28 protein-coding genes and 3 other annotated features are annotated in these 26206 nt (G+C 35.4%); of the genes, 24 read left to right on the top strand and 4 right to left on the bottom strand.

Translation table 11 applies throughout. The features are described from left to right. Positions 1-4: 4 nt before the first annotated feature. Positions 5-1054 carry a flavodoxin-dependent (E)-4-hydroxy-3-methylbut-2-enyl-diphosphate synthase gene (gene ispG / locus LJE08_RS04665; RefSeq protein ID WP_117923830.1) on the bottom strand — a complete coding sequence of 350 codons (1050 nt, stop codon included), beginning with the start codon at positions 1052-1054 and terminating at the stop codon, positions 5-7. A 102-nt stretch (positions 1055-1156) separates the two neighbouring features. On the opposite strand from ispG, the gene LJE08_RS04660 reads away from it, so the two are divergent. The 13 genes from LJE08_RS04660 to tyrS all read left to right on the top strand — a co-directional run bounded on the left by LJE08_RS04660 (position 1157) and on the right by tyrS (position 13023). Beyond that, on the top strand, positions 1157-3232 hold the full coding sequence (locus tag LJE08_RS04660) for a penicillin-binding protein 2 (RefSeq protein ID WP_227402525.1): 2076 nt from the start codon (positions 1157-1159) through the stop codon (positions 3230-3232). A gap of 79 nt (positions 3233-3311) precedes the next feature. Next, positions 3312-3461, top strand: a complete 150-nt coding sequence (rpmG, locus tag LJE08_RS04655) for a 50S ribosomal protein L33 (RefSeq protein ID WP_003864966.1) — start codon at positions 3312-3314, stop codon at positions 3459-3461. Between the two features lie 39 nt (positions 3462-3500). Next, a complete protein-coding gene (locus LJE08_RS04650) occupies positions 3501-4124 on the top strand; it encodes an MBL fold metallo-hydrolase (RefSeq protein ID WP_217255775.1) in 624 nt (207 codons plus the stop codon). Positions 4125-4168: 44 nt separating this feature from the next. Continuing rightward, positions 4169-5161 carry an ATPase, T2SS/T4P/T4SS family gene (locus LJE08_RS04645; RefSeq protein ID WP_117923834.1) on the top strand — a complete coding sequence of 331 codons (993 nt, stop codon included), beginning with the start codon at positions 4169-4171 and terminating at the stop codon, positions 5159-5161. Continuing rightward, positions 5121-6068, top strand: a complete 948-nt coding sequence (locus tag LJE08_RS04640; RefSeq protein WP_227402524.1) for a type II secretion system F family protein — start codon at positions 5121-5123, stop codon at positions 6066-6068. The genes LJE08_RS04645 and LJE08_RS04640 overlap by 41 nt, the downstream gene beginning before the upstream one ends. Before the next feature lie 14 nt (positions 6069-6082). Further along, positions 6083-6382: a competence type IV pilus major pilin ComGC gene (comGC, locus tag LJE08_RS04635; RefSeq protein ID WP_117571621.1), complete on the top strand. Its 300-nt coding sequence runs from the start codon at positions 6083-6085 to the stop codon at positions 6380-6382. Beyond that, the gene (locus LJE08_RS04630; protein ID WP_186998429.1) at positions 6360-6752 is read left to right on the top strand and encodes a prepilin-type N-terminal cleavage/methylation domain-containing protein; all 393 of its coding nucleotides are present in this window, start codon (positions 6360-6362) and stop codon (positions 6750-6752) included. The genes comGC and LJE08_RS04630 overlap by 23 nt, the downstream gene beginning before the upstream one ends. Next, positions 6739-6900 carry a hypothetical protein gene (locus LJE08_RS04625; protein WP_158567574.1) on the top strand — a complete coding sequence of 54 codons (162 nt, stop codon included), beginning with the start codon at positions 6739-6741 and terminating at the stop codon, positions 6898-6900. The genes LJE08_RS04630 and LJE08_RS04625 overlap by 14 nt, the downstream gene beginning before the upstream one ends. Beyond that, a complete protein-coding gene (locus tag LJE08_RS04620) occupies positions 6863-7255 on the top strand; it encodes a competence type IV pilus minor pilin ComGF (protein WP_158567575.1) in 393 nt (130 codons plus the stop codon). The genes LJE08_RS04625 and LJE08_RS04620 overlap by 38 nt, the downstream gene beginning before the upstream one ends. Continuing rightward, complete coding sequence (locus LJE08_RS04615) at positions 7236-7604, top strand: hypothetical protein (protein WP_227402523.1); 369 nt, start codon at positions 7236-7238, stop codon at positions 7602-7604. The genes LJE08_RS04620 and LJE08_RS04615 overlap by 20 nt, the downstream gene beginning before the upstream one ends. 18 nt (positions 7605-7622) lie before the next feature. Next, positions 7623-7819: a binding site (T-box leader), on the top strand. A gap of 37 nt (positions 7820-7856) precedes the next feature. Further along, positions 7857-10271 carry a leucine--tRNA ligase gene (leuS, locus tag LJE08_RS04610; RefSeq protein WP_227402522.1) on the top strand — a complete coding sequence of 805 codons (2415 nt, stop codon included), beginning with the start codon at positions 7857-7859 and terminating at the stop codon, positions 10269-10271. 12 nt (positions 10272-10283) lie between these two features. Further along, positions 10284-11537 carry a peptidoglycan bridge formation glycyltransferase FemA/FemB family protein gene (locus LJE08_RS04605; protein ID WP_227402521.1) on the top strand — a complete coding sequence of 418 codons (1254 nt, stop codon included), beginning with the start codon at positions 10284-10286 and terminating at the stop codon, positions 11535-11537. A gap of 25 nt (positions 11538-11562) precedes the next feature. Then, positions 11563-11759: a binding site (T-box leader), on the top strand. A 31-nt stretch (positions 11760-11790) separates the two neighbouring features. Beyond that, the gene (tyrS, locus tag LJE08_RS04600; RefSeq protein WP_117923849.1) at positions 11791-13023 is read left to right on the top strand and encodes a tyrosine--tRNA ligase; all 1233 of its coding nucleotides are present in this window, start codon (positions 11791-11793) and stop codon (positions 13021-13023) included. 14 nt (positions 13024-13037) lie between these two features. Here the strand turns inward: tyrS and LJE08_RS04595 are convergent, their stop codons facing one another. Next, positions 13038-13967: a TIGR01212 family radical SAM protein gene (locus LJE08_RS04595; RefSeq protein WP_227402520.1), complete on the bottom strand. Its 930-nt coding sequence runs from the start codon at positions 13965-13967 to the stop codon at positions 13038-13040. A 50-nt stretch (positions 13968-14017) separates the two neighbouring features. Further along, on the bottom strand, positions 14018-15031 hold the full coding sequence (gene aroF / locus LJE08_RS04590; RefSeq protein WP_227402519.1) for a 3-deoxy-7-phosphoheptulonate synthase: 1014 nt from the start codon (positions 15029-15031) through the stop codon (positions 14018-14020). A gap of 348 nt (positions 15032-15379) precedes the next feature. Between aroF and hpf the strand changes: the two genes are divergently transcribed. The 4 genes from hpf (at position 15380) to ileS (ending at position 20183) form a co-directional block, all read left to right on the top strand. After that, positions 15380-15913, top strand: a complete 534-nt coding sequence (gene hpf / locus LJE08_RS04585) for a ribosome hibernation-promoting factor, HPF/YfiA family (RefSeq protein WP_227402518.1) — start codon at positions 15380-15382, stop codon at positions 15911-15913. A gap of 116 nt (positions 15914-16029) precedes the next feature. Next, positions 16030-16461, top strand: a complete 432-nt coding sequence (locus tag LJE08_RS04580) for a cell division protein SepF (RefSeq protein ID WP_117571610.1) — start codon at positions 16030-16032, stop codon at positions 16459-16461. 54 nt (positions 16462-16515) lie between these two features. After that, positions 16516-17214, top strand: a complete 699-nt coding sequence (locus LJE08_RS04575) for an RNA-binding protein (protein WP_227402517.1) — start codon at positions 16516-16518, stop codon at positions 17212-17214. Further along, positions 17208-17420: a binding site (T-box leader), on the top strand. (Overlaps the previous gene by 7 nt.) 36 nt (positions 17421-17456) lie before the next feature. Further along, a complete protein-coding gene (gene ileS / locus LJE08_RS04570) occupies positions 17457-20183 on the top strand; it encodes an isoleucine--tRNA ligase (RefSeq protein WP_227402516.1) in 2727 nt (908 codons plus the stop codon). A gap of 22 nt (positions 20184-20205) precedes the next feature. Here ileS and LJE08_RS04565 read toward each other — a convergent pair whose 3' ends face one another. Then, positions 20206-21291 (bottom strand): FAD:protein FMN transferase, encoded by a 1086-nt coding sequence (locus tag LJE08_RS04565; RefSeq protein WP_227402515.1) that lies wholly within the window; start codon positions 21289-21291, stop codon positions 20206-20208. A 136-nt stretch (positions 21292-21427) separates the two neighbouring features. Between LJE08_RS04565 and LJE08_RS04560 the strand changes: the two genes are divergently transcribed. Genes LJE08_RS04560 through LJE08_RS04530 form a run of 7 tightly spaced genes read left to right on the top strand, consistent with a single transcriptional unit; the run spans position 21428 to position 26123 of the window. Further along, positions 21428-22720, top strand: a complete 1293-nt coding sequence (locus tag LJE08_RS04560) for an RnfABCDGE type electron transport complex subunit C (RefSeq protein ID WP_227402514.1) — start codon at positions 21428-21430, stop codon at positions 22718-22720. Between the two features lie 11 nt (positions 22721-22731). Then, positions 22732-23874: an RnfABCDGE type electron transport complex subunit D gene (locus LJE08_RS04555; RefSeq protein WP_117923865.1), complete on the top strand. Its 1143-nt coding sequence runs from the start codon at positions 22732-22734 to the stop codon at positions 23872-23874. After that, positions 23871-24380 (top strand): FMN-binding protein, encoded by a 510-nt coding sequence (locus LJE08_RS04550; RefSeq protein WP_117923867.1) that lies wholly within the window; start codon positions 23871-23873, stop codon positions 24378-24380. Before LJE08_RS04555 ends, LJE08_RS04550 begins: the two co-directional genes overlap by 4 nt. A 13-nt stretch (positions 24381-24393) precedes the next feature. Continuing rightward, positions 24394-25053 (top strand): electron transport complex subunit RsxE, encoded by a 660-nt coding sequence (gene rsxE, locus LJE08_RS04545; RefSeq protein ID WP_117571603.1) that lies wholly within the window; start codon positions 24394-24396, stop codon positions 25051-25053. Position 25054: 1 nt separating this feature from the next. Next, entirely contained in the window at positions 25055-25630 is a 576-nt protein-coding gene (locus LJE08_RS04540) for an electron transport complex protein RnfA (protein ID WP_117923869.1), read from the top strand. Beyond that, the gene (locus tag LJE08_RS04535; protein ID WP_117923871.1) at positions 25630-25812 is read left to right on the top strand and encodes a hypothetical protein; all 183 of its coding nucleotides are present in this window, start codon (positions 25630-25632) and stop codon (positions 25810-25812) included. Before LJE08_RS04540 ends, LJE08_RS04535 begins: the two co-directional genes overlap by 1 nt. A 2-nt stretch (positions 25813-25814) precedes the next feature. After that, positions 25815-26123: a (Fe-S)-binding protein gene (locus LJE08_RS04530; RefSeq protein WP_117923873.1), complete on the top strand. Its 309-nt coding sequence runs from the start codon at positions 25815-25817 to the stop codon at positions 26121-26123. Positions 26124-26206 lie beyond the last annotated feature (83 nt).

Raw genomic sequence — 26206 nt, 5'->3', positions numbered from 1 at the left:
TTTTTTAAAACTTTTCAATTTCTTCCTTTAAACGAGCCACAATCTTGTCTTGAGGAATCTTTTCAATGATTTCACCCTTCTTGATTAATAACCCCTCTTTTTTGCCGCCTGCAATTGCAATGTCGGCATGTTTTGCTTCTCCTGGACCATTGACAGCACATCCCATGATGGCTACTGTGACATCTTTATTGACGGTTTGAAGATAGCTTTCAATCTCATTTACGGCCGGCTCCATATCCCATTGTGTACGTCCACAAGTTGGACATGCGATTAGATTCGGTACGTTTTGAATCAATTTACAATCTTTTAATAATTCTTTGACAATTGGAATCTCTTTTTCAGGAGCCCCATTCACACTAATACGAATTGTATTTCCAATACCTTCATTTAATAATGTGCCTAAAGCTAAGCTGGACTTAATGGCACTTGTCATTGTGGTACCAGCTTCGGTTACACCTAAGTGTAATGGATAATCAAAGGTTTGGGCAGCCAAACGATAGGCTTCAATACAAAGTAATGGATCACTTGATTTAAAAGATAATACAGTATCATAGAAATCTAGATCTTCTAGAATTTGTACATGTCTTTTAGCACTTTCAATCATACCTTGGGCTGTTGGCCTACCATATTTTTCGTGAATATCCTTTTCTAAAGAACCACCATTGATTCCAATACGAATAGGAATGTGTTTTTCTTTACACGCCTTCACAACCTTTTCTACATTTTCTCTAGCCCCAATATTACCTGGATTTAAACGAATCTTATCTGCGCCTGCCTCAATACATGCCAAGGCTAAACGATAATCAAAATGAATATCGGCTACTAATGGAATATGAATTTGTTTCTTAATATCTTTAATGGCTTTGGCATCCTCCATATCCATACAGCTGACACGAATCAATTCGCATCCCATTTTTTCTAGGCTTAAAATTTGTTTGGCAACTTCATCGGCCTTTTTAGTCTCTATGTTACACATAGACTGAATAATGACGTGATTATTATGTCCAATTTCAAGATTTCCTACTTTTACTTGACGAGTTTCTGTTCTTTTCATAGACAACCTCCATGACTAAAGTATACGCCATTCCTTCTTTTTTTTCCATTTCATCTTGGAAACGTGTATAATATATATTGTTTCGTACAAAGGGGGATCCAATTGAAAAAGAGTAGAAAAACATTGAAAAGGGCAAATCAAAATGTATCTGTTGATCAAGTCATTTCCAATCGTATATTGATACTTACACTCACAATAGTCGTGTGCTTCTTGGTCATCTTTTTACGATTGTTTTATCTGCAGATCATTTCATATAATGACTATACCGCAAAGCGTGAAGACTATACGTCCATCAAACAATATACATCGGCACCACGAGGACAGATTTATGATTGTAAGGGAAGAATCTTAGCTAAAACAGTAGTCAGTCACAATATCGTTTTTACTTCACCCAATAATTTTGATGAAGATGATTATGAACTTTATGCCAAGCGTATTGTAAAAGTCTTCAGTGTCAGTGCTAAAGATTTTACGGATGAAGATAAAAAACAAGCGTATATCACTTACAAATCATTCTTATCACCAAGTGATAGTGAATATGCCGCCAATCATTTATTGACTGCTAAAGAATTTAAACAATATAAAAATGGGGCATGGGGTGGTGATGCTGAAAGTAAAAGATATCAAATTTTAATGGATCGTATTGGTAAGAAACAAATTGGAGAAATGTCTCAGGCCGATCTAAAGATGTGTGTCATCTACCAAAGAATGGTGGCCAAACAAAGTACAGGTCAAGAAAATGTTGTATTAGAAGATATCAGTGATGATGATGTCGCGTATTTGGTGGAACATAAAACGGATTTTCCTGGTTTTGACGTTGATTTTGGAGGCTGGAAACGCGAATATCCATATGGCGAATCTTTATCCGACGTTTTAGGTAGTGTTACTACAAGTACCCAAGGATTACCAAGTGAGCTTTCCAGTTATTATCTATCTAAAGGTTATCAATATAATGCAAGTGTTGGGAAATCGGGCCTAGAATATCAATATAATGATTTACTAGCAGGAACTCCAGAAATTGCCAAGATCACCTATGATTCAAAGGGGCTAGCGCAAAAAGAAGTGATTCAGGAAGCTAAAAAAGGATATGACATTCACTTGTCAATTGATATAGATCTTCAATCTACATTAGATAATGTATTAAAGAATACTTTGAGTGAGAATGGGGGTACGAAAAATCGTGAAAACTTCCAATCTTTATTTACGACTGTTTTAAATTCAAAAGATGGTTCGGTACTTGCGATGTCCGGCTACCAAATGGATTTAGACACTAAAGAAATGACTTACTTTGCCTCTGGTAACTATATGTCTTTAGTGAACCCCGGATCTTGTATCAAAGGGGCTACTGTCTATATGGGTGAGAGTGAACATGTCGTAAGTCCAGGTGAAGTGATTGTCGATAAAGTTATGAATATTGGTGGTCAGGAATTTAGTTCGTATGAAGAACATGGACCTGTTGATGATGTATCTGCACTACAAGTAAGTAGTAACGTTTATATGTTTAATGTAGCCATCCGTTTAGCCGGTTCAAGCTATGTAGAAAAAGAACCATTAGCTGTGTCAGACCTTCAAGGTACGCTAAATTTAATGCGTTCTTATTATTCGATGTTTGGCCTAGGCAATAAGACGGGTGTGGACGTGCCAAATGAATCGAGCTCTTATATGGGTTATGGTTCTGAACCAGGTATGTTACTAAACTATTCGATTGGTCAGTTTGATATGTATACACCACTTCAATTGGCTACATATGGTACAACCATTGCCTCAGGTGGTAATTTATATGAACCACACTTTATGGCCTATGCGACAGAAGTCAATTCGAGTGAAGTAATTGTGAGTAATGGCAAAAAAATTAAATCTACATTGCCTGAAAAGAATGCACAATATTTAGAGCGTGTGCAACAAGGATTTAAAGCCTGTGTATCTTCTGGCTATTGTGGGGATGGGCTAAAGGATATTGGTGTGGAAGTATCGGCTAAAACTGGTACAGCTGAAGTTGGCGACTATACAACCGCAAACCTAGTTGGGTATGCACCAAGTTCGTCTCCAGCGATGTCTTTTGCGTGCTCGGCACCGACTTCTTCAATGAATACTAAGAACGTTGCACCAAACATTTGTACAACGGCTGTTATGCCAGAAGTGGTAAAAACATATTTTGAATTGTATCCAGCTAGTTAAAATTTTGAAAATGACTTGAAATTGACTTGTAAGTTATGCTAGAATCAACTAGTAATTACTAATGTGAGGAGGACTGAACATGAGAGATCGTATTACATTTAAGTGCTCTGTTTGCGGTGAAGAAAACTATATTGGTACAAGAAATAAGAAAAAACATCCTGAACGTATGACTGTTAAAAAATATTGTCCAAAATGCAATCAGCAGACTGAACATAAGGAGAAAAAGTAAGAAAGACCGTTTTATTCGGTCTTTTTTATGTATTAGACTATGAAAGTACTTCAACAACCCTTAGGACCCGTACAGGCTAATTGTTATTTGGTGATGGAAAATCATCATGCCATCTTGATTGATCCTGCAGATATGTATCCAAACCTTGAATTCATCTTAAAAGAAAATGAATGCACTCTAGAAGCCATTGTTTTAACACATGCTCACTTTGATCATATTTCTGGCGTAGATAAGATTGTGGATGTATTCCATTGCGATGTGTATTTAAATCCCAATGAATTTGATTTTCTTCAAGATTCCGATTTAAATTCATCTTCTGCCTTCTATATGGATGTTACATGTGTCGCAAAATGTAAACCCATTTTAGAAGGAAAGAACACCATTGCAGGATTTGATATAGAAGCCATGTATTGTCCAGGACATTCCATCGGTTCAACTGTATTAAAAATTGAAGATTGTTTATTTACTGGAGACGTTTTATTTCAAGGATCTATTGGAAGAATGGATTTGGCAACAGGCTCTGTATCTAGTATGAAACAATCCTTAAAAAAATTGGTTCAATTAGACAAGGATTATAAAGTATATCCAGGTCATGGCCCATCCACTTCTTTATCGCAAGAGAAAAAATGGAACGAAAGTTTAAAATATGCAGAAATTTATTAAAATTTCTGCTTTTTTTTTCGTATATGAGAAGGGGGTGATAAAAAATGGATGACTTATTGCAAGATCTCATTGCGTATGCGATTGAAAAAAAGGCAAGTGATATTCATTTTGTTATGCAGAATCAAAAACTTCAAATCAAACTTCGAACGCAAAATGATATGTTAGATGTTTACCAAGATATTTGGCAACCTGCATTCTTTGAGTATCTCAAGTTCATTTCTAGAATGGATCTTACCAGTCCATATGTTCCACAGAGTGGCCAATTCAAAATTTTACTTCATAATCACGAAATCTTTTGTCGTTTCAGTATGCTGAATAATCATAACGTGCAAACGGGTGTTATTCGAATGTTGAATACGATGCATGCGATTGAACTAAAAGCTTTATCTTTATGGAAAGAAGACACGAATTTTTTCAATTCACTTGTGCCATTAAGACAAGGCCTTGTCATCAGTGTAGGTCCGACCAATAGTGGAAAGACCACGACTCTACATGCCTTACTTCATGAGATTGCCAAAACTAAAAAGCATAAAGTAGTCAGTCTTGAAGATCCCATTGAGATTGAGGATGATTCTTACTTGCAGCTGCAGATCAATGAAAGTATGGGATTTACCTATGATGTCGGCATTGAACAATTGTTGCGGCATGATCCTGACATTATTTGTATTGGTGAAACAAGAAACAGTTATACCGCAAAGATGGTCTTGAGAGCGAGTTTAACCGGTCACTTTGTTTTTACGAGTATTCATGCCAAAGATGGGAAGGAGTGTATTCGTCGTCTTGAAGATCTAGGTGTATCTAAGAAAGATCTGGCTAGTGTTTGTACGGCCATTATTTCGCAACGCCTATATTCTAAAGGTGACTCTAAGGTATGTGTTTATGAAATTATGGATCAAAAAACGTTGCAGTATGTCTTGGAACACGGAAGGTATCCAAAAGAATTTAAAACTTTATCTAAAAAGATTACAGAAGGCATTAAAAAAGGATATATCGTGGATGCCCAAGCAAAGTACGATAGTCTTAGTTTATCGGGATGAAATTGAACAATTTGCGATGTTGATGAATCAAGGCTTGCCATTAGATACGTTGATTCGTTTAACATTTAAAAAGGATGAAGAAATCATAACGTATTTAAAAGAAGGGATGAATCTTCAAGAAATATTTACTCTAAATCAAAAGAAATTGTATTTTAAATATTTGCGAATTCTATCTGAAAAATTAAATTTAAGAGATGCGTTGGATTGCGTAAATAAAATTGAGAAAAGTTCGAATACTTTTTTTGAAACACTTTTAAAGAAGATTAGCTATCCGTTCTTTTTATTGATCTTTGCGTTCTTTATGATTCTATTCTTTTCAGACTATGTCCTTGTTCAAATGAAAGACTATATTTCAAATGGGATGGTATTTGTGCTTATCCATCTATTAAAGTGGGGGTTTGGATTTGCGATTCTATCCATGATCTTCTATTTGTTTCTTTATTATGTATTGTTTTATAAATACAATTCGAAAATGAAATGTCCATTTCGGTTAATGAAAAAAATGATATCGCTCCAATTTGTATGTATGTATCAAGCTTTAGACAAGTCTTATACTTCGACACAGGAAATTTTAGAAACATTAGCGTGTATGGATTTTAGTGTTGTTGGAAAGGTTTCAAATGAAATTCTTGCATGTTTAAAAAATGGAAAGAGTCTAGAAGAAAGTTTTCTAGAAATCGACGTGTTTGATTCGGATTTTAAAAAGATGTTGGTCTATGCCTTAACGAGCAACCAAATGCATGTCTTTTTTGACTTGTACATGAAGAAATGCAGTTTGGATTTAGACAAGTCTGTCAAGAAGATATCGACGGGTATTCAATTGTTTTCGTATATCAGTATTGGAATCTTAGTTTTGATTGTCTATCAAATTATGATGATGCCACTCAATATGTTAAATCAATTCTAAAAGGAGAAAGAAAAATGGAAAAGAAAAATGGTTTTACAATACTTGAAATGATGATTGTGATGTTGATTGTTGCGCTACTTTTATTGATCACACTTCCAAATATTCAACAAAAAGAAAAAATTATTCGTAATAAGGGGTGTGAAGCTTTACTTGAAATTGTCAACTCGCAAATCATGTTATATGAAATCGATCAATTAGAAACGCCAACAAGTGTGCAGGAATTGATTGATTTTGGTTATTTAAAAAAGGGACAGGATACATGTCCGGATCATAGTAAAGTGGTGATCGTAGATGGGCAAGCCGTATCCCAATAAGAATGGATTTACCCTTGTTGAAATGTTAGTGGTGCTGCTTATTGTTTCTATGCTTGGATTTGGACTTTCTACAAAGATGCACTCTTCTTTATATGTGTTTATGAAAAATCTGCAGACTCTATGTGTTACGGCTCAGGAAAAAGCGTATGTAAAACATCGAAAAGTATATGTTGAAATTGGTGATTCGATCTATATGGATGATGTCGAATATAAGATACCACATGGTATTGCGTGTGATCATGTATCTTTTTACTACAATTCCAAGGGCAACATGTCTAAGGCTATGTCACTCCATTGTCAAAATGCATCGAGTCAAATGAAACTTGTTTTCCAGGTTGGAGCTGGGAGGGTTCGTCTTGAAAAAGAATAATGGCTTTTTACTCGAAGATGCCTTGTTTGCGTTCTTTGTGATTTTGGTTTGTGCAAGTCTTATATTGAATGGCATTTATACTTTATATTTCCAAAGGAATCTTAAGATTGATGAAAAAATTGAAAAGAAATGGTTTTACTCTGATTGAAGCTTTGTTGGCGTTGTTTATCACAAGTTTAGTCAGCTTATTAGGCTGTATGCTTATGCGTTGTGCTTTACAATTTGCCCATATGGATGTGGATACACAGAATCAATTTGCGGTTTTACAATTAAGAAGAGAACTTGCACAATCAAATGATTTGAAAATAGAATCGGATTGTCTAAGTTATATTCTAAATCATGAAAAGAAAGTCTTGTATTTTGATAAGCATCGCATTGTGAAGAGTCCTGGCTATGAAATCTATATGGAACAAATTGATGAGGCTATATTTTATAAGAAAGAAGATGGATATTATGTTTGGTTCAAAAAGAAGAATAAAACCTATGACTTTGAACTCTATTAATGGGTATGCGAGTGAAGTAAGTTTAGTGTGTTTATTTCTTGTGCTTCAGATTGTATCCTTTTTATCGTTGAGTACCCTTCAAAATGTGTATTTATTAAAAGCGAATCAACAAAATATTCTTGAACTATCCATTGTAGATCATGCCAAGCATATGATCCATCATAATAATCGCATTAAGTTGTGTCATACGAGTGAAAAAATAATAAAGGACAAAGATGAAAGGATACAGAATATAGATGTGCATTTTGAAGATCATGAGACTTTTATTGAATGTACATATTTAGATGTTTCAATGAAAATCTATTATGATGATAAGGTAATCGTTTCGGTTGATATTGACGAACAATGAAAAAAACGATAAAATTGATGCATAGCGATGAATTAGAGTAGTAGAAGGAAATGACAATTTTTAGAGAGCTAAAGTTGGTGAAATTTAGCATTGTACAGCCTTTGAACTTGCTAAGGAGCTGATGAGTAATGTTATCCGTATACTCTGCGATAAAGAGTTTGAGGGCACAATGAGAATTGTGAACTAAGGTGGTACCGCGTACAAACGTCCTTAGATTTCAAGGACGTTTTTTATTTTTAATAGGAGGCTAATATGTACGATCATTTAGAAGTAGAAAAAAAATGGCAGAAATATTGGGCAGATCATGAAACATTCAAAACGGATGTTTGGGATTTTTCAAAACCTAAATTTTATGCACTAGACATGTTCCCATACCCAAGTGGTGTCGGATTGCATGCTGGACACCCAGAAGGATATACAGCTACAGATATTGTTTCGCGTATGAAACGTATGCAGGGATATAATGTGCTTCACCCAATGGGATATGATTCATTTGGACTTCCAGCTGAACAATATGCTGTTCAAACAGGAAATAACCCAAATGGCTTCACACAAACAAATATCAAGACTTTCACAAAACAGTTGCAGGAATTAGGATTTGACTATGACTGGTCAAAAATGATCGCAACATCTGATCCAGATTTCTATCATTGGACACAATGGATCTTTAAACAATTGTACAAAGATGGCTATGCCAAATATGTAGACATGCCAGTAAACTGGTGTGAAGAATTGGGTACAGTATTATCGAATGATGAAGTTATCGATGGTAAGAGTGAACGTGGTGGATATCCAGTTATTCGTAAAAATATGAAACAACTATGTATCGACCAGGCTGCTTTTGCGGAACGATTACTAGAAGGTTTAAATGAAATTGATTGGCCAGAATCGACAAAGGAAATGCAAAGAAACTGGATTGGTCGTTCAACAGGTGTTGAAGTTCAATTTGATATTGTTGGTGGTGGAAAATTCTCTATCTTTACAACATGTATTGAAACAATTTATGGTATTACATTCATGGTGCTTGCACCAGATGGAGATTTAGTACAAGAATTAATGCCAAGAATTCAAAATCAAGAAGAAGTAAAAGCTTATATTCAAGAAACGGTTTCAAAATCTGAAATGGACCGTACAGAATTGAATAAAGGAAAAACAGGATGTCGTCTAGAAGGTATTAAGGCAATTAACCCAGTCAATGGAAGGGAAGTTGAAGTCTTTATTGGAGATTTCGTTTTAGCAAACTATGGAACAGGAGCTGTCATGGCTGTACCAAGTCATGATCAACGTGACTTTGAATATGCGATTGCCCACAATATTGACAGGATTCAAGTTATCGAAGGACAAGACGTAAGTGAACATGCCTTTGAAAAACAGGACTATTTAGGAAAAGGCTGCAAGCTAATCAACTCCGAAGAATTTACAGGTCTTACTGTAGAAGAGGCAAAAGTAGCGATTACGAAAAAATTAGTGGATATGGGGATTGCCAAAGAAGCAGTTAACTATCGTTTCCGTGAATGGATTTTTGCTCGTCAGCGTTATTGGGGAGAACCAGTACCAATCGTACACTTAGAAGATGGAACTGACTATGTTCTTCCAGATGAAGAATTGCCGTTGATTTTACCGGAGTTAGAAGACTATAAGGGACACAATGGTAATGCACCACTTGAAAATGCGACAGAATGGAAACAATACAACAAAAATGGCGTAAAGGGTGTTCGTGAAACAAGTACTATGCCTGGATCTGCCGGATCTTCATGGTATTATTTACGTTACATTGATCCACACAATGATAAACAATTGGCTGATCCAGAATTAATAAAACACTGGATGCCTGTTGACTTATATGTTGGTGGACCAGAACATGCGGTAGGACACTTGATGTATTCACGTATCTGGAATAACTATTTATACGATAAGGGTATTGTCGCATGTAAGGAACCATTCAAGAAATTAGTACACCAAGGTATGATTTTAGGTGAAAATGGAATCAAAATGGGTAAACGATTCCCAGAATATGTAGTCAATCCTTCAGATATCGTAAAGAAATATGGTGCCGATACACTACGTTTATATGAAATGTTCATGGGACCATTGGAACAAAGTAAACCATGGTCAATGGCTGGATGTGATGGTGCTAGAAGATGGATTGATCGTGTTTATCGTTTATTTATTGAATCTGGTAAAATCACAGATACAAACGATGGTAAATTAGATAAAGTATATAATCAGACAGTTAAAAAGGTTACCGAAGATTATGAAGCATTAGGTTTCAACACAGCTATTTCACAAATGATGATCTTTGTGAATGAAGCATATAAGGCTGACACCGTTTATAAACCATATGCCGAAGGAATCGTGAAGATGCTTTCATGTATTACACCTCATATTGGTGAAGAAATGTGGCAATTATTAGGTCACGAAGATACAATTGCGTATGAGCCTTGGCCAACATATGATGAAGCTAAATTAGTGGAAGATACAATCACTTGTGTTGTTCAGGTCAATGGTAAAGTGCGTGGTAAGTTTGAAGCGGCTGTTGGTTCTAGCAATGAAGAACTTCAAAAACAAGCGATGGAACTTGAAACAGTTCAACGCCAGCTTGAAGGTAAGACAATTCGTAAAGTGATTGTTGTTAAGGGTAAAGTTGTAAACATTGTTGCCAACTAAGAAGGTGTGTTTATGCAAATCAAAACCATAAGTGTTCATAAATATCATGAATATTTGGATACGCTTCACGAAAAAGAGTTTCTTCAATCCGACTATCAAGGTATGAAATTCTCGCAGCGAGGATGGGAAGTTGAATATATTGAAGCCATAAAAGATGGTAAGACAGTTGCCTTTAGTATGATTGCTTGTATGCCGTTAATGAAAGTATTTAAGTATTGTTATATTCCTAGAGGATTCTTTATGGACTATCATTCTAAAGAAGATGTGATTTCTTTTACATCTTCTTTGAAAAAGTATTTAAAAAAGAAAAATGTGATCTATGCTGAAATTGATCCGTGCATTGAATTTGTGCAAAGAGACAAAGATGGAAATATCGTTGAGAATGGTTACGACAACAAAGATGTAGTAGAAAATCTAAAGGCAGCTGGCTTTTTACATTTGCCAATGAAACCAGGCTATGACATCTCTAAAGAGTGTCGCTGGGTTTCTGTTTTGAATCTAAAAGGCAAGACAAAAGAAGAAATCTTTAAAGAGTTTTCATATCAGACACGACAAGACATTCGTACTTATGAAAAGTATTGTGTGAAGACACGTGTCTTGAATGAAGATCAATTGGATGTTCTTGATGAAATGGAAAAGGAAACCAGTGAAAGACAAGACTTTGAAGCTATGAGTTTGGATTTCTATAAAGATTTATATCATTTTTATGGTAAATCCCACATTGAAACGGTATTGTCTTATCTCGATCTAGATGCTTATACGATTAAGATGCAAAGTGAGTTTGATAAGACTTCAAAAGATATTGAAAAGACAAAGACTTTCTTGGAACAAAATCCTGGTAATGTCAAAAAGGAAAAACGTTTAAAGACGGATGAAGAATACTACAATTCTTTACAGAAGAAGCTTTCGCATATTGAAGAATTGAAACAAGAGTATGGTAAAGAGATTCCTTTGGCATGTTGTTTATTTGTCAAATATGGACATCAAATCGTATATCTAGTTGGTTCTAGTAACTATGAACATAGAGTTTTTAGAGGTCCTTATGCGATTCAATGGAAGATGATTCAAGAAGCTATTGATGAAGGCTATGATCTATATAATTTCTATGGTATTAGTGGATACTTTCGTAAGGATGAAGAAGGGTATGGTGTATTTGACTACAAGCGTGGTTATAATGCGGTTGTACGTGAATATATTGGTAACTTCATCCTTCCATGTAAACCATTTATTTTTAAAATTTACAACAATTTAAAACATATTTATTGAGTTTAGATTCTAGATTCGATATAATAAATGCGCTATGATAAGAAAGAGTACACAGATTATCTATTTCTTAGAGAGAAACTGGCTGGTGTAAAGTTTCAAATAGGCCTGTGGAATACACCTTGGAGCTTCAATTTTGACGTATACCTGCGTTAAAGGTTTAAGTGCATACAAAAAAATATTTTGTATGAAGTAAGGTGGTACCGCGATTCAATCGTCCTTATAGGGCGATTTTTTTTATTATCAGGAGGAAAAAATGGAATTATTTGAAGAATTGAAATGGCGTGGTTTAGTTGACAACGTCACAAGTGAAGAAGTAGAAGATGTCATCAATAATGGGGAAGTTACATTCTATATTGGTACAGATCCAACGGCAGATAGCTTGCACATTGGGCATTATTCATCTTTATTAATGGCAAAACGTTTAGAAAAACATGGACATCACCCAATCATGTTGGTGGGTGGAGCCACTGGATTTATTGGAGATCCAAAGGCAACTGGAGAAAGAAGTATGTTGACTCCAGAAGTATTAAAATCAAATTATGATGCATTACATGCACAAATCTCTAAATTATGGGGCTTTGACATGGTCAATAACTTAGATTGGACAAAAGATATCACAATTATTGATTTTTTACGTGACTATGGAAAATTATTCAACGTAAACTATATGTTGAATAAAGAAACTGTTAAAAAACGTTTAGATTCAGGAATCAGTTATACAGAATTTTCTTATATGATCCTTCAATCTTTGGACTTCTTAAATCTATACCAGACCAGAGGTTGTACAATGCAGATTGGTGGACAGGATCAATGGGGAAATATCACTTCAGGTCTAGAGTTAATTCGTAAAAAATGTGGCGCGGACGTGAAATGTTATGGGTTGACTATGCCATTAATTACGAAAGCGGATGGAACTAAATTTGGTAAGAGTGAAACGGGAACGGTTTGGTTGGATCCTAAAAAGACTTCACCTTACGAATTATATCAATTCTTATTCAACACGGATGATTCAAAGGTCATTGAATATTTAAAGAAATTAACATTCCTAACAAAAGAAGAAATTGATGCTTTAGAAGTATCTTTAAAGGAAGATGCTGGAAGACGTGAGGCACAAAAGAAATTGGCTGAAGAAGTTGTACGTGATTTACATGGTGAAGAAGGTTTACAATCGGCTTTAAAAATCACAAACGCATTATTCAGAGGTCAACTCAATGATTTGGATGAACAACAACGTTTAGATGCGGTTAAAAACATGGATAAAGTAGATCAAGAATCTGGAAAGACTTTAATCGATGTTTTAGTAGAGGCTAAGATTGCTTCGAGTCGTCGTGAAGCTAGAGAGTGGATCAAAGGGAATTCCATTAGCTTAAACGGTGTCAAAGTCAATGATGAAGCTTTAGTTATTGATTCTACTCAAGCATATGTATCTAACTATGTAATCATTCGTCGTGGTAAGAAAAGATATTATTGTTTAAATTTGAAATAAATAAAAATACGTGGTTAGACATGTTTGCCTTGCCACGTATTTCTTTTTACCATTAACTTATCAATTTCATTTGTCACAATCGTTTTCTTGATTGTCCATTTTGGCACAATTAGATCTTTCGCAATTCCATCACCTGTTAAACGTTCAATGATGACTTCTTGGGGTAATAACTCCAATTGATCGACTACAATATCGACATATTCTTCTAAAGTTAAAATATGAAATGGTTCTTTTTCATATTCTTTAGCCATTTGTGTCCCTTCAATCAAATGCAGCATATGAATCTTGATCGCATCAACAGGATGTTTAGAAATCTGTTTGACAGTTTCTAACATGTCTTGTTTGGCTTCACCAGGAAGTCCATTGATAATATGTACACATGTTTTGATGTTTGTGTCCTTTAATTTGTCTAACCAATCAAACACGATTTGTGTTGAATGTTTTCGATTACAGCGTTCCATGGTGCTTTCATGTACGCTTTGAAGACCTAACTCTAGCCAGACTTCTTTATTTTGACTATTTAAGTAGTCTATAATTTCATCATTTATACAATCGGCACGTGTTGCGATCGCAACGCCAGGAATGTATGGGTCTTTAAAGAAAGGGTCATATATTTTCTTCAAGATAGGTAGTGGAGCATATGTATTGGAATAACTTTGAAAATACGCAAACCCAATACAATCAGGCCACTTATTTTGCATGCGCTTTAAGCCTTCTTTATATTGTTTTTGTAAAGAATCATCAAAACATAAAATACTATCACCTGAGCCCATACTCGAACAGAAAGTGCATCCTCCTGTTCCTTTAAATCCATCACGGTTTGGACAGGTAAAGCCAGCATTTAATGGAATCTTCGCTACTTTTTGATGGTATTTGTTGCGAAAATAATAATTAATGGTTTGATATCTTTTATTGTCATTTGAATAAGGATAAGGATTGTTCATTATATCACCCAAAACATTCTAACATAAAAAGAAACTGCGTGTGCAGTTTCTTATAACTCTCTTCCAATAACTTTTGCGATGGCTTTTCCTTTTTCAATAAGTTCGGCATAACGTTTTGGTTTTAAGCTTTGAGCACCATCACTCCAAGCATTTTCTGGATCGTCATGCACTTCAATGATCAATCCATCAGCACCAGCTGCAATAGCAGCAAGAGATAAGGACTCAATTAATTTATAATCACCAGCGGCATGACTTGGATCAATGATGATCGGTAAGTGTGTTCTTTCTTTAATGATTGGTACAACACTTAAATCCAATGTATTTCGTGTATAGGTTTCAAATGTACGAATACCACGTTCACAGAAAATGACGTTTGGATTTCCTTCTGACATAATGTATTCAGCAGCCATGATCCATTCTTGAATCGTAGCACTCATACCGCGCTTTAATAAAATTGGTTTTTTCGTTTTTCCTACAGCTTTTAATAAATCAAAGTTTTGCATATTACGCGCACCAATCTGAATGATATCTACGTTTTCTACGAATTCATCTAAGTGTTCTGCACTCATAAGTTCAGATACAATAGGAAGTCCTGTTTCTTCTCTAGCTTTTACCATGGACATGATTCCTGCAGTACCCATACCTTGGAATGCGTATGGGCTTGTTCTAGGCTTATAAGCGCCACCTCTTAACATATCAGCACCGGCTGCTTTTACTTCTTTGGCAATACGACAGATTTGGTCTTCACCCTCAACAGAACATGGACCTGCAATCATCGCAATTTTTTTGCCGCCGATTTGAATACCATTCACATCTACAATGGTATCTTCTGGATGAAACATACGGTTGGCCAATTTATAAGGTTGAGCAACACGTTGCACGTTATAGACGATAGGGTTAGCCATAACGCTTTTTTCATCTACGATACTTGTATCTCCAACTAAACCAAAGACGTTATAGTTATCTCCTTGAATCATTGTGACTTGAAGATTCATGCCTTCGAATTTGTCAATCAATTTGTCGACATCGTGTTTGGGTGCATTTTTCTTTAAAGTAATAATCATAATAATATCCTTCTTTCCATTTGTGAGTAACAAAAAAGCATTAACAGTAAAATTGTTAATGCTTAAAAGCCCTAATTAAAATACCATTCAGTTGTGATTGGCTTAATTAGGGCTATCTAAAGTAAAAGTAAAAATATGTAGATTGAATGTTCATGTTAATCACCTGGCTATACTATAGCTCATTCAATGAAAATATGCAAGTTATTTTCTGAAAATAGTTACATTGTATCTTGTCAACCTCCTTGGCAAAACTGGTTATATTTTTGTCATTTCTTGTCGAAAAATGTAAAACAAAATAAACGTGCTATAATCTAAGTAGCAATACAAATCATATAGGAGGTACATAATATGAAAGTCAATATTGTAGGAAAAAACATCACAGTAACTCAGGGAATCTCAGATAAGATCCATAAAAAATTGGATGTTTTAACAAAGTACTTCATTATCGGAGAGGATGATGTAGCGAATGTCTTGGTTCGTACATATCCAACAAAACAAAAAATTGAAGTTACAATCCCAACACGTTATGCGATTCTACGTGCCGAGGTTGTAGATGACGATTTATATGCAGCTATTGATCGTGCTATAGATAAATTGGAAGATCAAATTCGTAGAACAAAAACACGTTTAACACGTAAAAATAAAGAATCACTTGCGGAAGCTTTCTTAGATCATGAATTATTTAATGATGAAGATGTAGATGATGACGAAGTAGTTCGTACTAAATCTATCGTTCCAAAGGAAATGAGCTTAGATGAAGCCATCATGAAAATGGAATTATTAGGACACGATTTCTTCATTTATAAAGATGATGAAACAAATAAGATTGCCGTTTGCTACAAACGTCATGATGGTGGCTATGGCTTGATTGAAACAGAATAAACGCGTGAAAGACATGTCAAAATGGCATGTCTTTTGTTCTGAAAGAAAAAAAAGAATATAAGTTTGAATAAGTTATTCTTTGTGCTATAATTATGTTCGTTAAGGAGGTTTTTCCCATGGGATTTATGGATAAAGTAAAAGACTTCGTTGCTCCAATCGAAGAAGATGATGATTATCAAGAAGCACCACAAGCTGAAAAGGTAGAAGAAGTAGAACCTCAAAGTCGTTATGAGAGACCAAAAACTCGTACGAACGCAACTTCTTTGAATTCAAATACAAAAATGGTATTGTTTGAACCAAGAAGCTTTGGAGAAGCTGAAGAAGTAGGACAACGCTTAAAAGAAGGTCGTGCTGTAGTAGTTAACTTACACAAGCTAGATCGTGATTATGCACAACGTACAATTGATTTCTTAACAGGTGTTGTTTATGCGCTTGATGGAAAAATTCAGAAAATCGGTCAAAACGTAATTTTATGTTCTCCAGCTGAAATTGGTGTACAAGGAACTATTTCATTAGGAAGTCCAGACGACTTCGAAGATGAAGACTAATAATTACTTTTAATGAGCTCATTTATGGTAGGTCATGAGGTGTTTATTTCGCAGATGAAAGATCAAATTCGTATCTTTCAAAAACAAAATAGGCCGATCATGACCTATTTTTTATCGATTTCTGAACAGAACATTCTTCAAAGCATGGTGCCCAAAAATATATGTCTTGTTTTTGATGGTGGGTACGAGAATGCAGAAAGAAAGATCGCATGTTTTATACCTGAAGGGTATGAGGGCTTTAGTGATTGCGTTTGTCTACATGCCACATACAATTCAAAATTTAAAACATTAACCCACTCCGATCTTTTAGGATGTTTAATGCACTCTGGCATTGAAAGAAGTGTTATTGGGGATTTGATTGTGCAAAAAGAGAATCTATATATCTTTTGTAAAGAAAAGATTTCAAAATATATCATTGACAATTGTACGCAGATTGGTAAGTGTACAGTTCATTTTGAAGAGTGTTTAGACTATATCATTACGGAAAATAACAAAAAAGAAATACATGTTATGTGCAGCAGTTTACGGTTAGATAGTGTAGTTGCGCAATTGTCACATTGTTCTAGAAGTGAAGCGTTAAAAAAGATTCATGCAGGATTTGTGAAAGTTAATGATGTGGTACTTGAACAAAATTTACAATTGTGCAATAATGATTTCGTGTCAATCAGAAAGACAGGTCGATTCCAGTTTAAAGAAGTGGTTTCTACCACAAAAAAGGGTAGACTTGTTTTGAACTTTGATCAATATATTTAGCTAAGATAAAGACACGCCTTTATTCGTTAGGATTGTAGAGAGCAATGAGTTTTGGTGAAACATTGTATGAATAAGAATTAAGGTATCCCTTTTGAGCTGATCTTATGAAATGATAGTAGTTTGATCCGGTTGAGCCGTTATCTCATGAAAGTGCATAGTGAAAACTATGAATTAAGGTGGTACCGCGTGTTTATTACGTCCTTTTATAAGGACGTTTTTTTATTTGGAAAAGGAGATAAAGTATGGACTACAAAGAAACACTTCATATGCCTAAAACGGCATTTGAAATGCGTGGAAATTTGACTAAAAAAGAGCCTGGTTTCCAAAAACGCTGGCAAGATGAAAAATTGTATGAGAAGATGTTAGAAAGAAGAAAAGGAGCAGAATCATTTGTATTACATGATGGTCCTCCTTACGCAAATGGTGACATCCACTTAGGACATGCCTTAAATAAGGTATTAAAAGATGTCATTGTAAAATCTCACTTTATGGAAGGATACAACACACCATATATTCCAGGATGGGATACACATGGTTTACCAATTGAAACCGCTGTGACTAAATTGGGGTATGACCGTAAGAAAATGGGAATTGCTGAATTTAGAAAAATCTGTTACGACTATGCTTTAAAACAAGTAGCCAATCAAAAAGCAGGATTCTTAAGCCTAGGATCGATTGGAGATTATGATCATCCATATATCACTCTTCAAAAGGGTTTTGAAAAACACCAGATCGAAATCTTTGGAAAGATGGCCATGAAAGGTTTAATCTACAAAGGATTAAAACCAGTATATTGGTCACCAAGTAGTGAATCAGCTTTAGCGGAGGCAGAAGTTGAATATAAAGATGTAAAGAGCCCAACTATTTATGTTAAATTTGCTGTTAAAGACGGAAAAGGTGTATTGGAAACAGACTGCAACTTTGTGATTTGGACAACAACACCTTGGACAATTCCTGCAAACTTAGGAATTAGTGTAAATCCTGATTTTGACTATTCATTAGTGGATACAGAAAAGGGAAAATTGATTATGCTTTCAAGCATGGTTGAAGAATTATGTGATAAGTTTGAAGTTGAAAAACGTGATGTTTTAAAGACTTTCAAAGGAAAAGAATTCGAATACATTACATGTACACACCCATTGTATCCAGAAAGAGAAAGTTTATTGATGTGCGGAGATCACGTAACAGCTGATGCTGGTACTGGATGTGTTCATACAGCACCTGGATTTGGTGTGGATGACTTTAACATTGGTATGAAATATGGTTTACCAGTATATTGTAACGTTGATGCACAAGGATGCATGATGGATGATGTTGGTGAATGGCTTGCCGGCCAATATGTGGAAGATGCCAACAAGACAGTCACTCAAAAATTAGATGAATTGGGTGTATTATTAAAACTTCAATTCATTACCCACTCTTATCCACATGACTGGCGAACTAAAAAGCCTATTATTTTCCGTGCTACAACACAATGGTTTGCGTCAATTGATCAAATTCGTGATGAACTGTTAGAACAAATTCACTCTGTATCTTGGGTACCTGCTTGGGGTGAACAACGTATGCACAATATGATTGCTGATCGTAATGACTGGTGTATTTCTCGTCAACGTGCTTGGGGTGTTCCAATTCCTATTATTTATGGAGAAGACGATACTCCAATTATGGATCAAGCTATTTTTGATCATGTAGCCAAGTTAGTTAGTGAATATGGATCAAACGTTTGGTTTGAAAGAGACGTTAAAGATTTATTACCAGAAGGGTATACAAATGAACATTCACCAAATGGTATCTTCCGTAAAGAAACAGATACTATGGATGTTTGGTTTGACTCAGGATCAAGTCATACAGGCGCTATGATGGATCGTGGTTTGGGCTATCCTGCTGACTTATATTTTGAAGGAAGTGACCAATATCGTGGTTGGTTCAACTCTAGTTTGATTGTTGGTACTGCCGTTCATGGTAAAGCTCCATACAAACAAGTTTTATCACATGGTTTCGTTATGGACGAAAAGGGAGTTAAGATGTCTAAATCACAATGGAATGCCGTAGCTCCTAGTGAAATCACAAAGAAATATGGTGCAGATATCTTACGTTTATGGGCTTGTAGCGTAGATTATCAAGCGGATGTTTCAATGGGTCAAAAGATTTTGAAACAAGTCAGTGAAAACTATCGTAAAGTACGTAATACATTGCGTTTCTTAATGGCAAACTTAGATGATCAAAAATTTACTGCCAAAGATTGTGTAAACTTCAATGAATTAAGTGAATTGGATCAATATATTTTAACCGAATTAAAGGATGCTGTAGATTTCTGTAGAAAAGCTTATAATGAATATCGTTTCTCCGATGTTGTTACATATTTGACAAACTTAATGACAAATGAATTATCCGCTTACTACTTAGATTACACGAAGGACATTCTTTATATTGAAAAAGAAGATGCACCAGTTCGTCGTCAAGTTCAAACTGTACTTTATAATGCTGTTGAAGTGATGACTAAATTGTGGGCTCCAATCTTGGCTCATACTTGTGAAGAAGTCAATGACTACATGCACTTTGATGCCGAAAGTATTCACTTAACGACATTCAAAGATCTAGAATTGGATTTTGATGTTGAAAAGATCAAAGCGGATATGGAAGAATTATTTAAAGTTCGTAAGGATGTCTTCAAAGCATTAGAAAATGCACGTGCTGAAGGTTTAATTGGTAAATCATTAGAAGCACATGTCGTATTACATGTAAGTGATGCACAAAAAGAAATTATGGATCGTGTATTAAGTAATGCAGCACAATGGTTTATTGTATCTAAAGTCACATTCACAACGGATGAATTAGAACAATTTGAAGTTTGTCAGGTACAAGTAGAAAAGGCTACAGGTCATGTATGTCCTCGTTGCTGGAACTATACTGAATCTGATAATGAAGATGGATTGTGTGATCGTTGTAACCACGTATTACATGACTAATATGTAAATGAAAAGAGTAACTCTAATCGACAAGAGTTACTCTGTTTTTTATTTTATCAGTTGTGATGATTTTATAATCTTTTGTTTCTAAATCCGATGAAACATCACTATCTTTATCTACGATCCATATGGCTTGTACATCATAATCCAGTGTGGATAAATATTTCTTTCCATCTTCAACACTCATACAGAACAACGTTGTACTTAAGGCGTCGGCCTTGCCTGAATCTTTTGTGATGACGGTTACACTTCGAACATAGTTTGCAGGATAACCGGTTTTAGGATCAATGATATGGGAATATTTTTTATTCTTATATGTAAAATATCTTTGGTAATCTCCACTTGTAACTAAACAAGTGGCTTTTTTTGTTGAATATTGAACTAGGGCATCACTTGCATCTGGACTTTGAATACCAATCTTCCAATTTGTGCCATCTTCTTTTTCGCCAAGTAAGACAACATTACCTCCCGCATTGATATATCCATTGGTTAGGCCAGCTTTATTTAATGCTTCTTTGGCAAGTTGAGCGGTATATCCTTTGGCAATGGCACCAAGATCGATGGATAGTTTTGGATCTAAATAAGATACTTCATGACCTGATATTTGAATTTTATCTAAGTCAATATGATTTAAAGCTTCTTGAATCTTGTCATCACTTGGAGGGATTTGCGTGTTTTCTCTAGCCTCATGCCATAGATTTAAAAGTGCACCTTGGCTGATATCAAATTGTGAGTTTTCAGACTGCATCTGCATGGCTAGTTTTAAACAATCTATAAAGGTTTCATCCATTTGAATCGGATGATTATAAGCTTCATGATTTAATGTATATAGGTTATTCATATTTTTATAGGCGTGGTACTGGTCAAAGCGTTTATTGTTTTCTTTAAATGTCTTTCTTATAATCTTTGTATACTTGGCAAAATCGGCTTGTGAACATGAGCAATTTAGAGTGATGGGCGTGTCAAAGCCAACATCTGTTAATGTAACATTTAGGTTTTCTGTTGTTTCATTACCTTTATTTTGAACAAAGAATATAACGGAACTAATAAAGATTAGAAAGCATACGGATATTACCAGCCAGGATAGAATGGATTTATTTTTTTGCATAAAAGTATTATAAAATGTTTTCCATTTAATGTAAATGTAAGTACTTACCTGAATTATGGGAAATTGTCAAAAAATTCTTGAACTTGTGAAAAAAAAGGCCTATGATTAAAAAGTATAAATGGGAGGTAGGATTTATATGTCACTATTTTTAGGACCAATGAGACAGCATATCCGTGGTAAAAAAGAATTGACAGAAAAGTCTGAATTATTACATCTTATGCCTAAAAAGGAAGTCTATATTCCTTTGGTTGCAGGCCGTACTTTAGACTTTGATATTCTTGTCGAAGAGGGTGATACTGTATCGGTTGGAACAAAACTGGCTGAAACAAAGTCAGGTTTTTATGTGCCAATTTATTCAAGTGTTTCTGGAACTTACAAAGGAATTGTTAAGCGTATGCACAATTCTATGCGTCCACAAAATCACATGGTGATTGAATGCAATTTTAAACAAACGAAAGTTCAATCTTTTGCGCCATTAGACTGGCAAAGTGCTACTCGCCAAGAGTGTGTTGATTTTGTAAAGAATGCAGGTATTGTTGGTTTAGGTGGAGCTGGTTTCCCAACCTATGTAAAATATATGAAACCAGATGGAGTTGATTATGTTTTGATCAATGCCGTTGAATGTGAACCATACATCACAGCCGATTACCGATCTGTCATGGATGATGCCAAAGATTTAGTTACAGGTGCAAAAATCATGAAGAAAATGGCTGAAGCCAAAACGGTTTACATTTGTATCAAAGAATCTCACCCAGATTTAATTGAAAAAGTAAAATCTGTATTGACAGATGCGGCTGGAGTTGAGGTTCGTCCAGTCCCTGATGTGTATCCAATGGGTTGGGAACGTGTTTTAGTGCGTGAAGTATTACATAAAGAATATGGTGGATTACCTGCAGAAGCGGGTGCTATCATTGGAAATGCTTCAACTGCCATCGCGATTGCGAAAGCCTTTGAAAAAGGAGAAGCCATCACACAAAAGAATCTAACGGTTAGTGGTGAATGCGTAAAGGATCCTCATAACGTATGTGTACCAGTTGGTATGCCTGTTAGTGAAATCATCGAAGCTTGTGGTGGATATACACAAGATACTGTCCGCTTGATTTCAGGTGGACCTATGATGGGTAAAACCATTGTCAATGATATGTTCGTCGTTGATCGTGCTATGAATGCATTAACTGTACTTCCAGCTGCAAACGATGATGCGATCGCATGTTTACGTTGTGGTAAATGTAGTGATCATTGTCCAAGTGGTTTACAGCCAGTAAGAATTACAGCTGCATTAAAAGCCAATGACGTTGACGAAATGTCAAAACGTGGCGTTATGAGTTGTATCGAATGTGGAATGTGTACATATATTTGTCCATCTCATATCGATGTAACTGAAAATGTTCGTAAGGCAAAACGTATTGTTATGCTTAAGAAAAAGTAGGGAGGATTCAAATGAAATTTACTTTTCATGTAAGTCCAAGCATTAAGAATAACTTGTCAACACAACGTATCATGAAAGAATTATCTTTAAGTTTACTTGTTGTGTTTGCAGCAGCCGTTATTTACTATGCCTCTGCATGGGGAGCTAGTGCTGCTTTACATTGTGTTCTTTTATTAGCTTGTTCTTTAATTACTACATTCGTTTGCGAATCCATTTTCGCAAAGATTATGAAGAAAGATGTTAAAACTTTCTTAAAGAGCTCATTTGGATGGGTAACAGCTATCATTTTAACTTTAATGGTACCTGTGAATATGTCTTGTTATGCAGTTATTATTGCGACAGTATTCGCAATTGTACTTGCGAAATTATTATTTGGTGGTTTTGGACAAAACATCTTTAACCCTGCAGCTGTAGGACGTGCTGTGATTCTACAAGCTTTTACAGGTGTGAGTGTAGGCCTAATTTCACAAGCAACACCAACAACAGTGATTGCGAGCACATACCATTGGTTACCAAGCAATGCAACTGTATTGGATTCATTCTTGTCTCAATATGGAGGCTTTGCAGGTCTAGCTTTAGGTACATATCCTGGATCTATTGGTGAAACATTCTCAATCTTGATTTTGATTATTGGTGTAGTACTTGCGGTTCGTCAAATTATTGATTGGAGAGTTCCCGTTGTTTATTTAGGGACAATCTTTGTATTAACAGCCGTTGTAGCGGCTATTACAGGCATTGATTCATACCATGGAATTCCAGCTGTTATTTGGTATCCATTATTACACTTATTAACAGGTGGTGTTATTTTTGGTGCTGTATTTATGTTGACAGATCCAGTCACTAGTCCAACAAGTGCAAGTGGTCGTGTTGTATTTGCGATGGGTGCAGCAATTTTAACAACTTTAGTTCGTTTAAAAGCAAATCTTCCAGAAGGATGCTTATATTCCATCTTATTGATGAATATGTTTACACCTTGGATCGAATCTTATTTCGATGGAAAACAATTGGAATTGGTAAAAAAATCAAGAATTGTTTGTGCATGTCTAGCTTTGATTGGTTTAGCTATAAGCTTCTATGCAGCTAGTTCCATTCAAAAGGTAGATGCTGTTCCTGAAACTGCAGCTGTTGTTGAAACAGTGGAGGTAACACTATGAACAAGATCGTACATTTAGGTTTATTCTTGGCTATTGTTTCAGCCGTTGCAGGTGGTGCCTTGGCATTTGCGAATCAAATGACTGCCCCTGTTATTGCTGCAAATAATGAAAAACAAGAAAAAGAATCATTATTAGCTATGTATCCAGATGCGAACGCAAATGATTTTAAAGTGGTCGATGCAACATTGGATTCTAATACAGTTCAAAAGGTTTATGAATATAAAAACGTTTATATCTTTAACATGAGTGTAAGTGGATATAAAGAAGGAACAGTATTCTTAGTTTCTATTGATAAAGACAGTAAGAAAATCGACAAATACAATGCCATCAGCAATGGAGATACCAAGGGCTTAGGTTCGAAAGTAACAGAAGCTCCATTTAAGAAATCTCTAGAAGGAAAAAATGCGACTGGTGAATTGGATACAATTTCTGGTGCGACTGTTTCTTCTGGTCCTGTTGTTAGTGGTATTCATGAAGCGGCAAAACTTGTCGATACATTAAAGTAAGGAGGTTATCTAGATGAATCGTTTTGAAAACTTTAAAGCGGGTTTAATAAAAGATAACCCAGTATTCTCATTGTTCTTAGGAATTTGTTCAACACTAGCCATCACTACAACTGTAAACAATGCGATTGGTATGGGTGTTAGTGTTATTATCGTATTAATCATGTCCAACGTGATTATTTCATGTGTTCGTAAAATTACGCCAGATGAGATTCGTATTCCCGTTTATATTGTCATCATCGCCACATTGGTAAAAATCATTCAAATGTTGATTCAAGCCTATGCGCCAAGTTTAAATACAAGTTTAGGTGTATTCATTCCGTTGATTGTAGTTAACTGTATCATCTTGGGGCGTGCAGAAGCTTTCGCAAGTAAAAACGGTGTTTTAGATTCAGCTCTTGATGGTTTAGGAATGGGTCTAGGATATACTCTAGCAGTATTAGCGATGTCATTTATTCGTGAATTGATTTCAACAGGTGGAATCAAAGTGGTAAACCCATTTAACGAAGCGCAAGTTTGGTTAAACTTACACATTATTCCCGAAGACTTCACAGTGAGTATCTTTGGATCTAGTGTTGGAGCCTTCATTACATTTGCGGTTTTAGCCGCTGCTGTTGGTGCTTATAAACAACATGTAACAGCAAAAGAAGAGGCTGCAGCGAAGGAGGAAAAGTAAGATGGGTGAATTAATGGCACTTTTAGTAACGAGTGTTTTAGTTAACAACGTTATCTTAACTCAATTCTTAGGTATGTGCCCATTCATGGGTGTTTCTAAAAAGAAAAGCTCAGCAATCGGTATGGGTGTTGCCGTTGTCTTCGTTATCGTTGTTGCAGCACTTGTTACATATGCACTTTATTATTTAGTACTTGTACCTTTACAACTTGAATTTATGGATTTGATTACATTTATCTTGGTAATCGCTTCTTTAGTTCAATTAACAGAAATGTTCATTAAAAAGACAAGTCCAGCACTTTATAAATCATTAGGTGTTTACTTACCATTGATTACGACAAACTGTGTTGTTTTAAATGTATGTTTAGTAAATATTTCTAGTAGTTATAATTTTGCACAAATGTTAGTATACTCAATCGGTACTCCATTAGGATTTGCCCTTGTATTATTCATTTTCTCTACAATTCGTGAAAGACTAGAACAAAGTGAAGTTCCAAATGCCTTTGTTGGGAATCCAATCGCATTGATTGTGGCTGCCATCATGGCTATGGCTTTCTCTTGCTTTACAGGAATTGTATAATGAAATACTTATTGGCAATATTGTTCTTTGGCGCATTAGTCGCTATCTATATTGTTTTGTACTTAATGAATAAAAAAACACCCAAACCTGAAGGGTGTGAAGATTTAAAAGCGGATTGTGATGGATGTAAGGATTATGCCTGTACAAACAATCCAGCTCACAATCAAGTGAAGGGAGAATAAATATGGTAATCGTAGCCGTAATTATGATGCTTGTACTTGGTGCAGTACTTGGCTTAGGTTTAGGTGTTGCCGACAAATATTTAAAAGTAGAAGCAGATGTACGTGTAGAAAAAGTAACATCATTACTACCTGGATATAACTGTGGAGGTTGTGGATTCCCTGGATGTAGTGGTATGGCTGAAGCCTTGGTAACAGGTGATATGGATCATATCGCATGTAAGCCTTGTAAAGCGGAGAAGCGTCAAGAAATCATTGATTACTTGAAAAACACACCGGGTCCTGATGGTTCTACAGTCGAAGTAAAAGGATAAAAGAAAGAGATGGAATTTTCCATCTCTTCAGACTGTTGACAAAGTGACTGTCGACAGTCTTTTTAAAATCTGATAGAATATCT

The sequence above is a fragment of the Holdemanella sp. DFI.5.55 genome, assembly GCF_020593575.1.
Lineage (GTDB): Bacteria > Bacillota_I > Bacilli_A > Erysipelotrichales > Erysipelotrichaceae > Holdemanella > Holdemanella hominis.
This window is presented reverse-complemented; position numbering and strand designations above follow the sequence as displayed.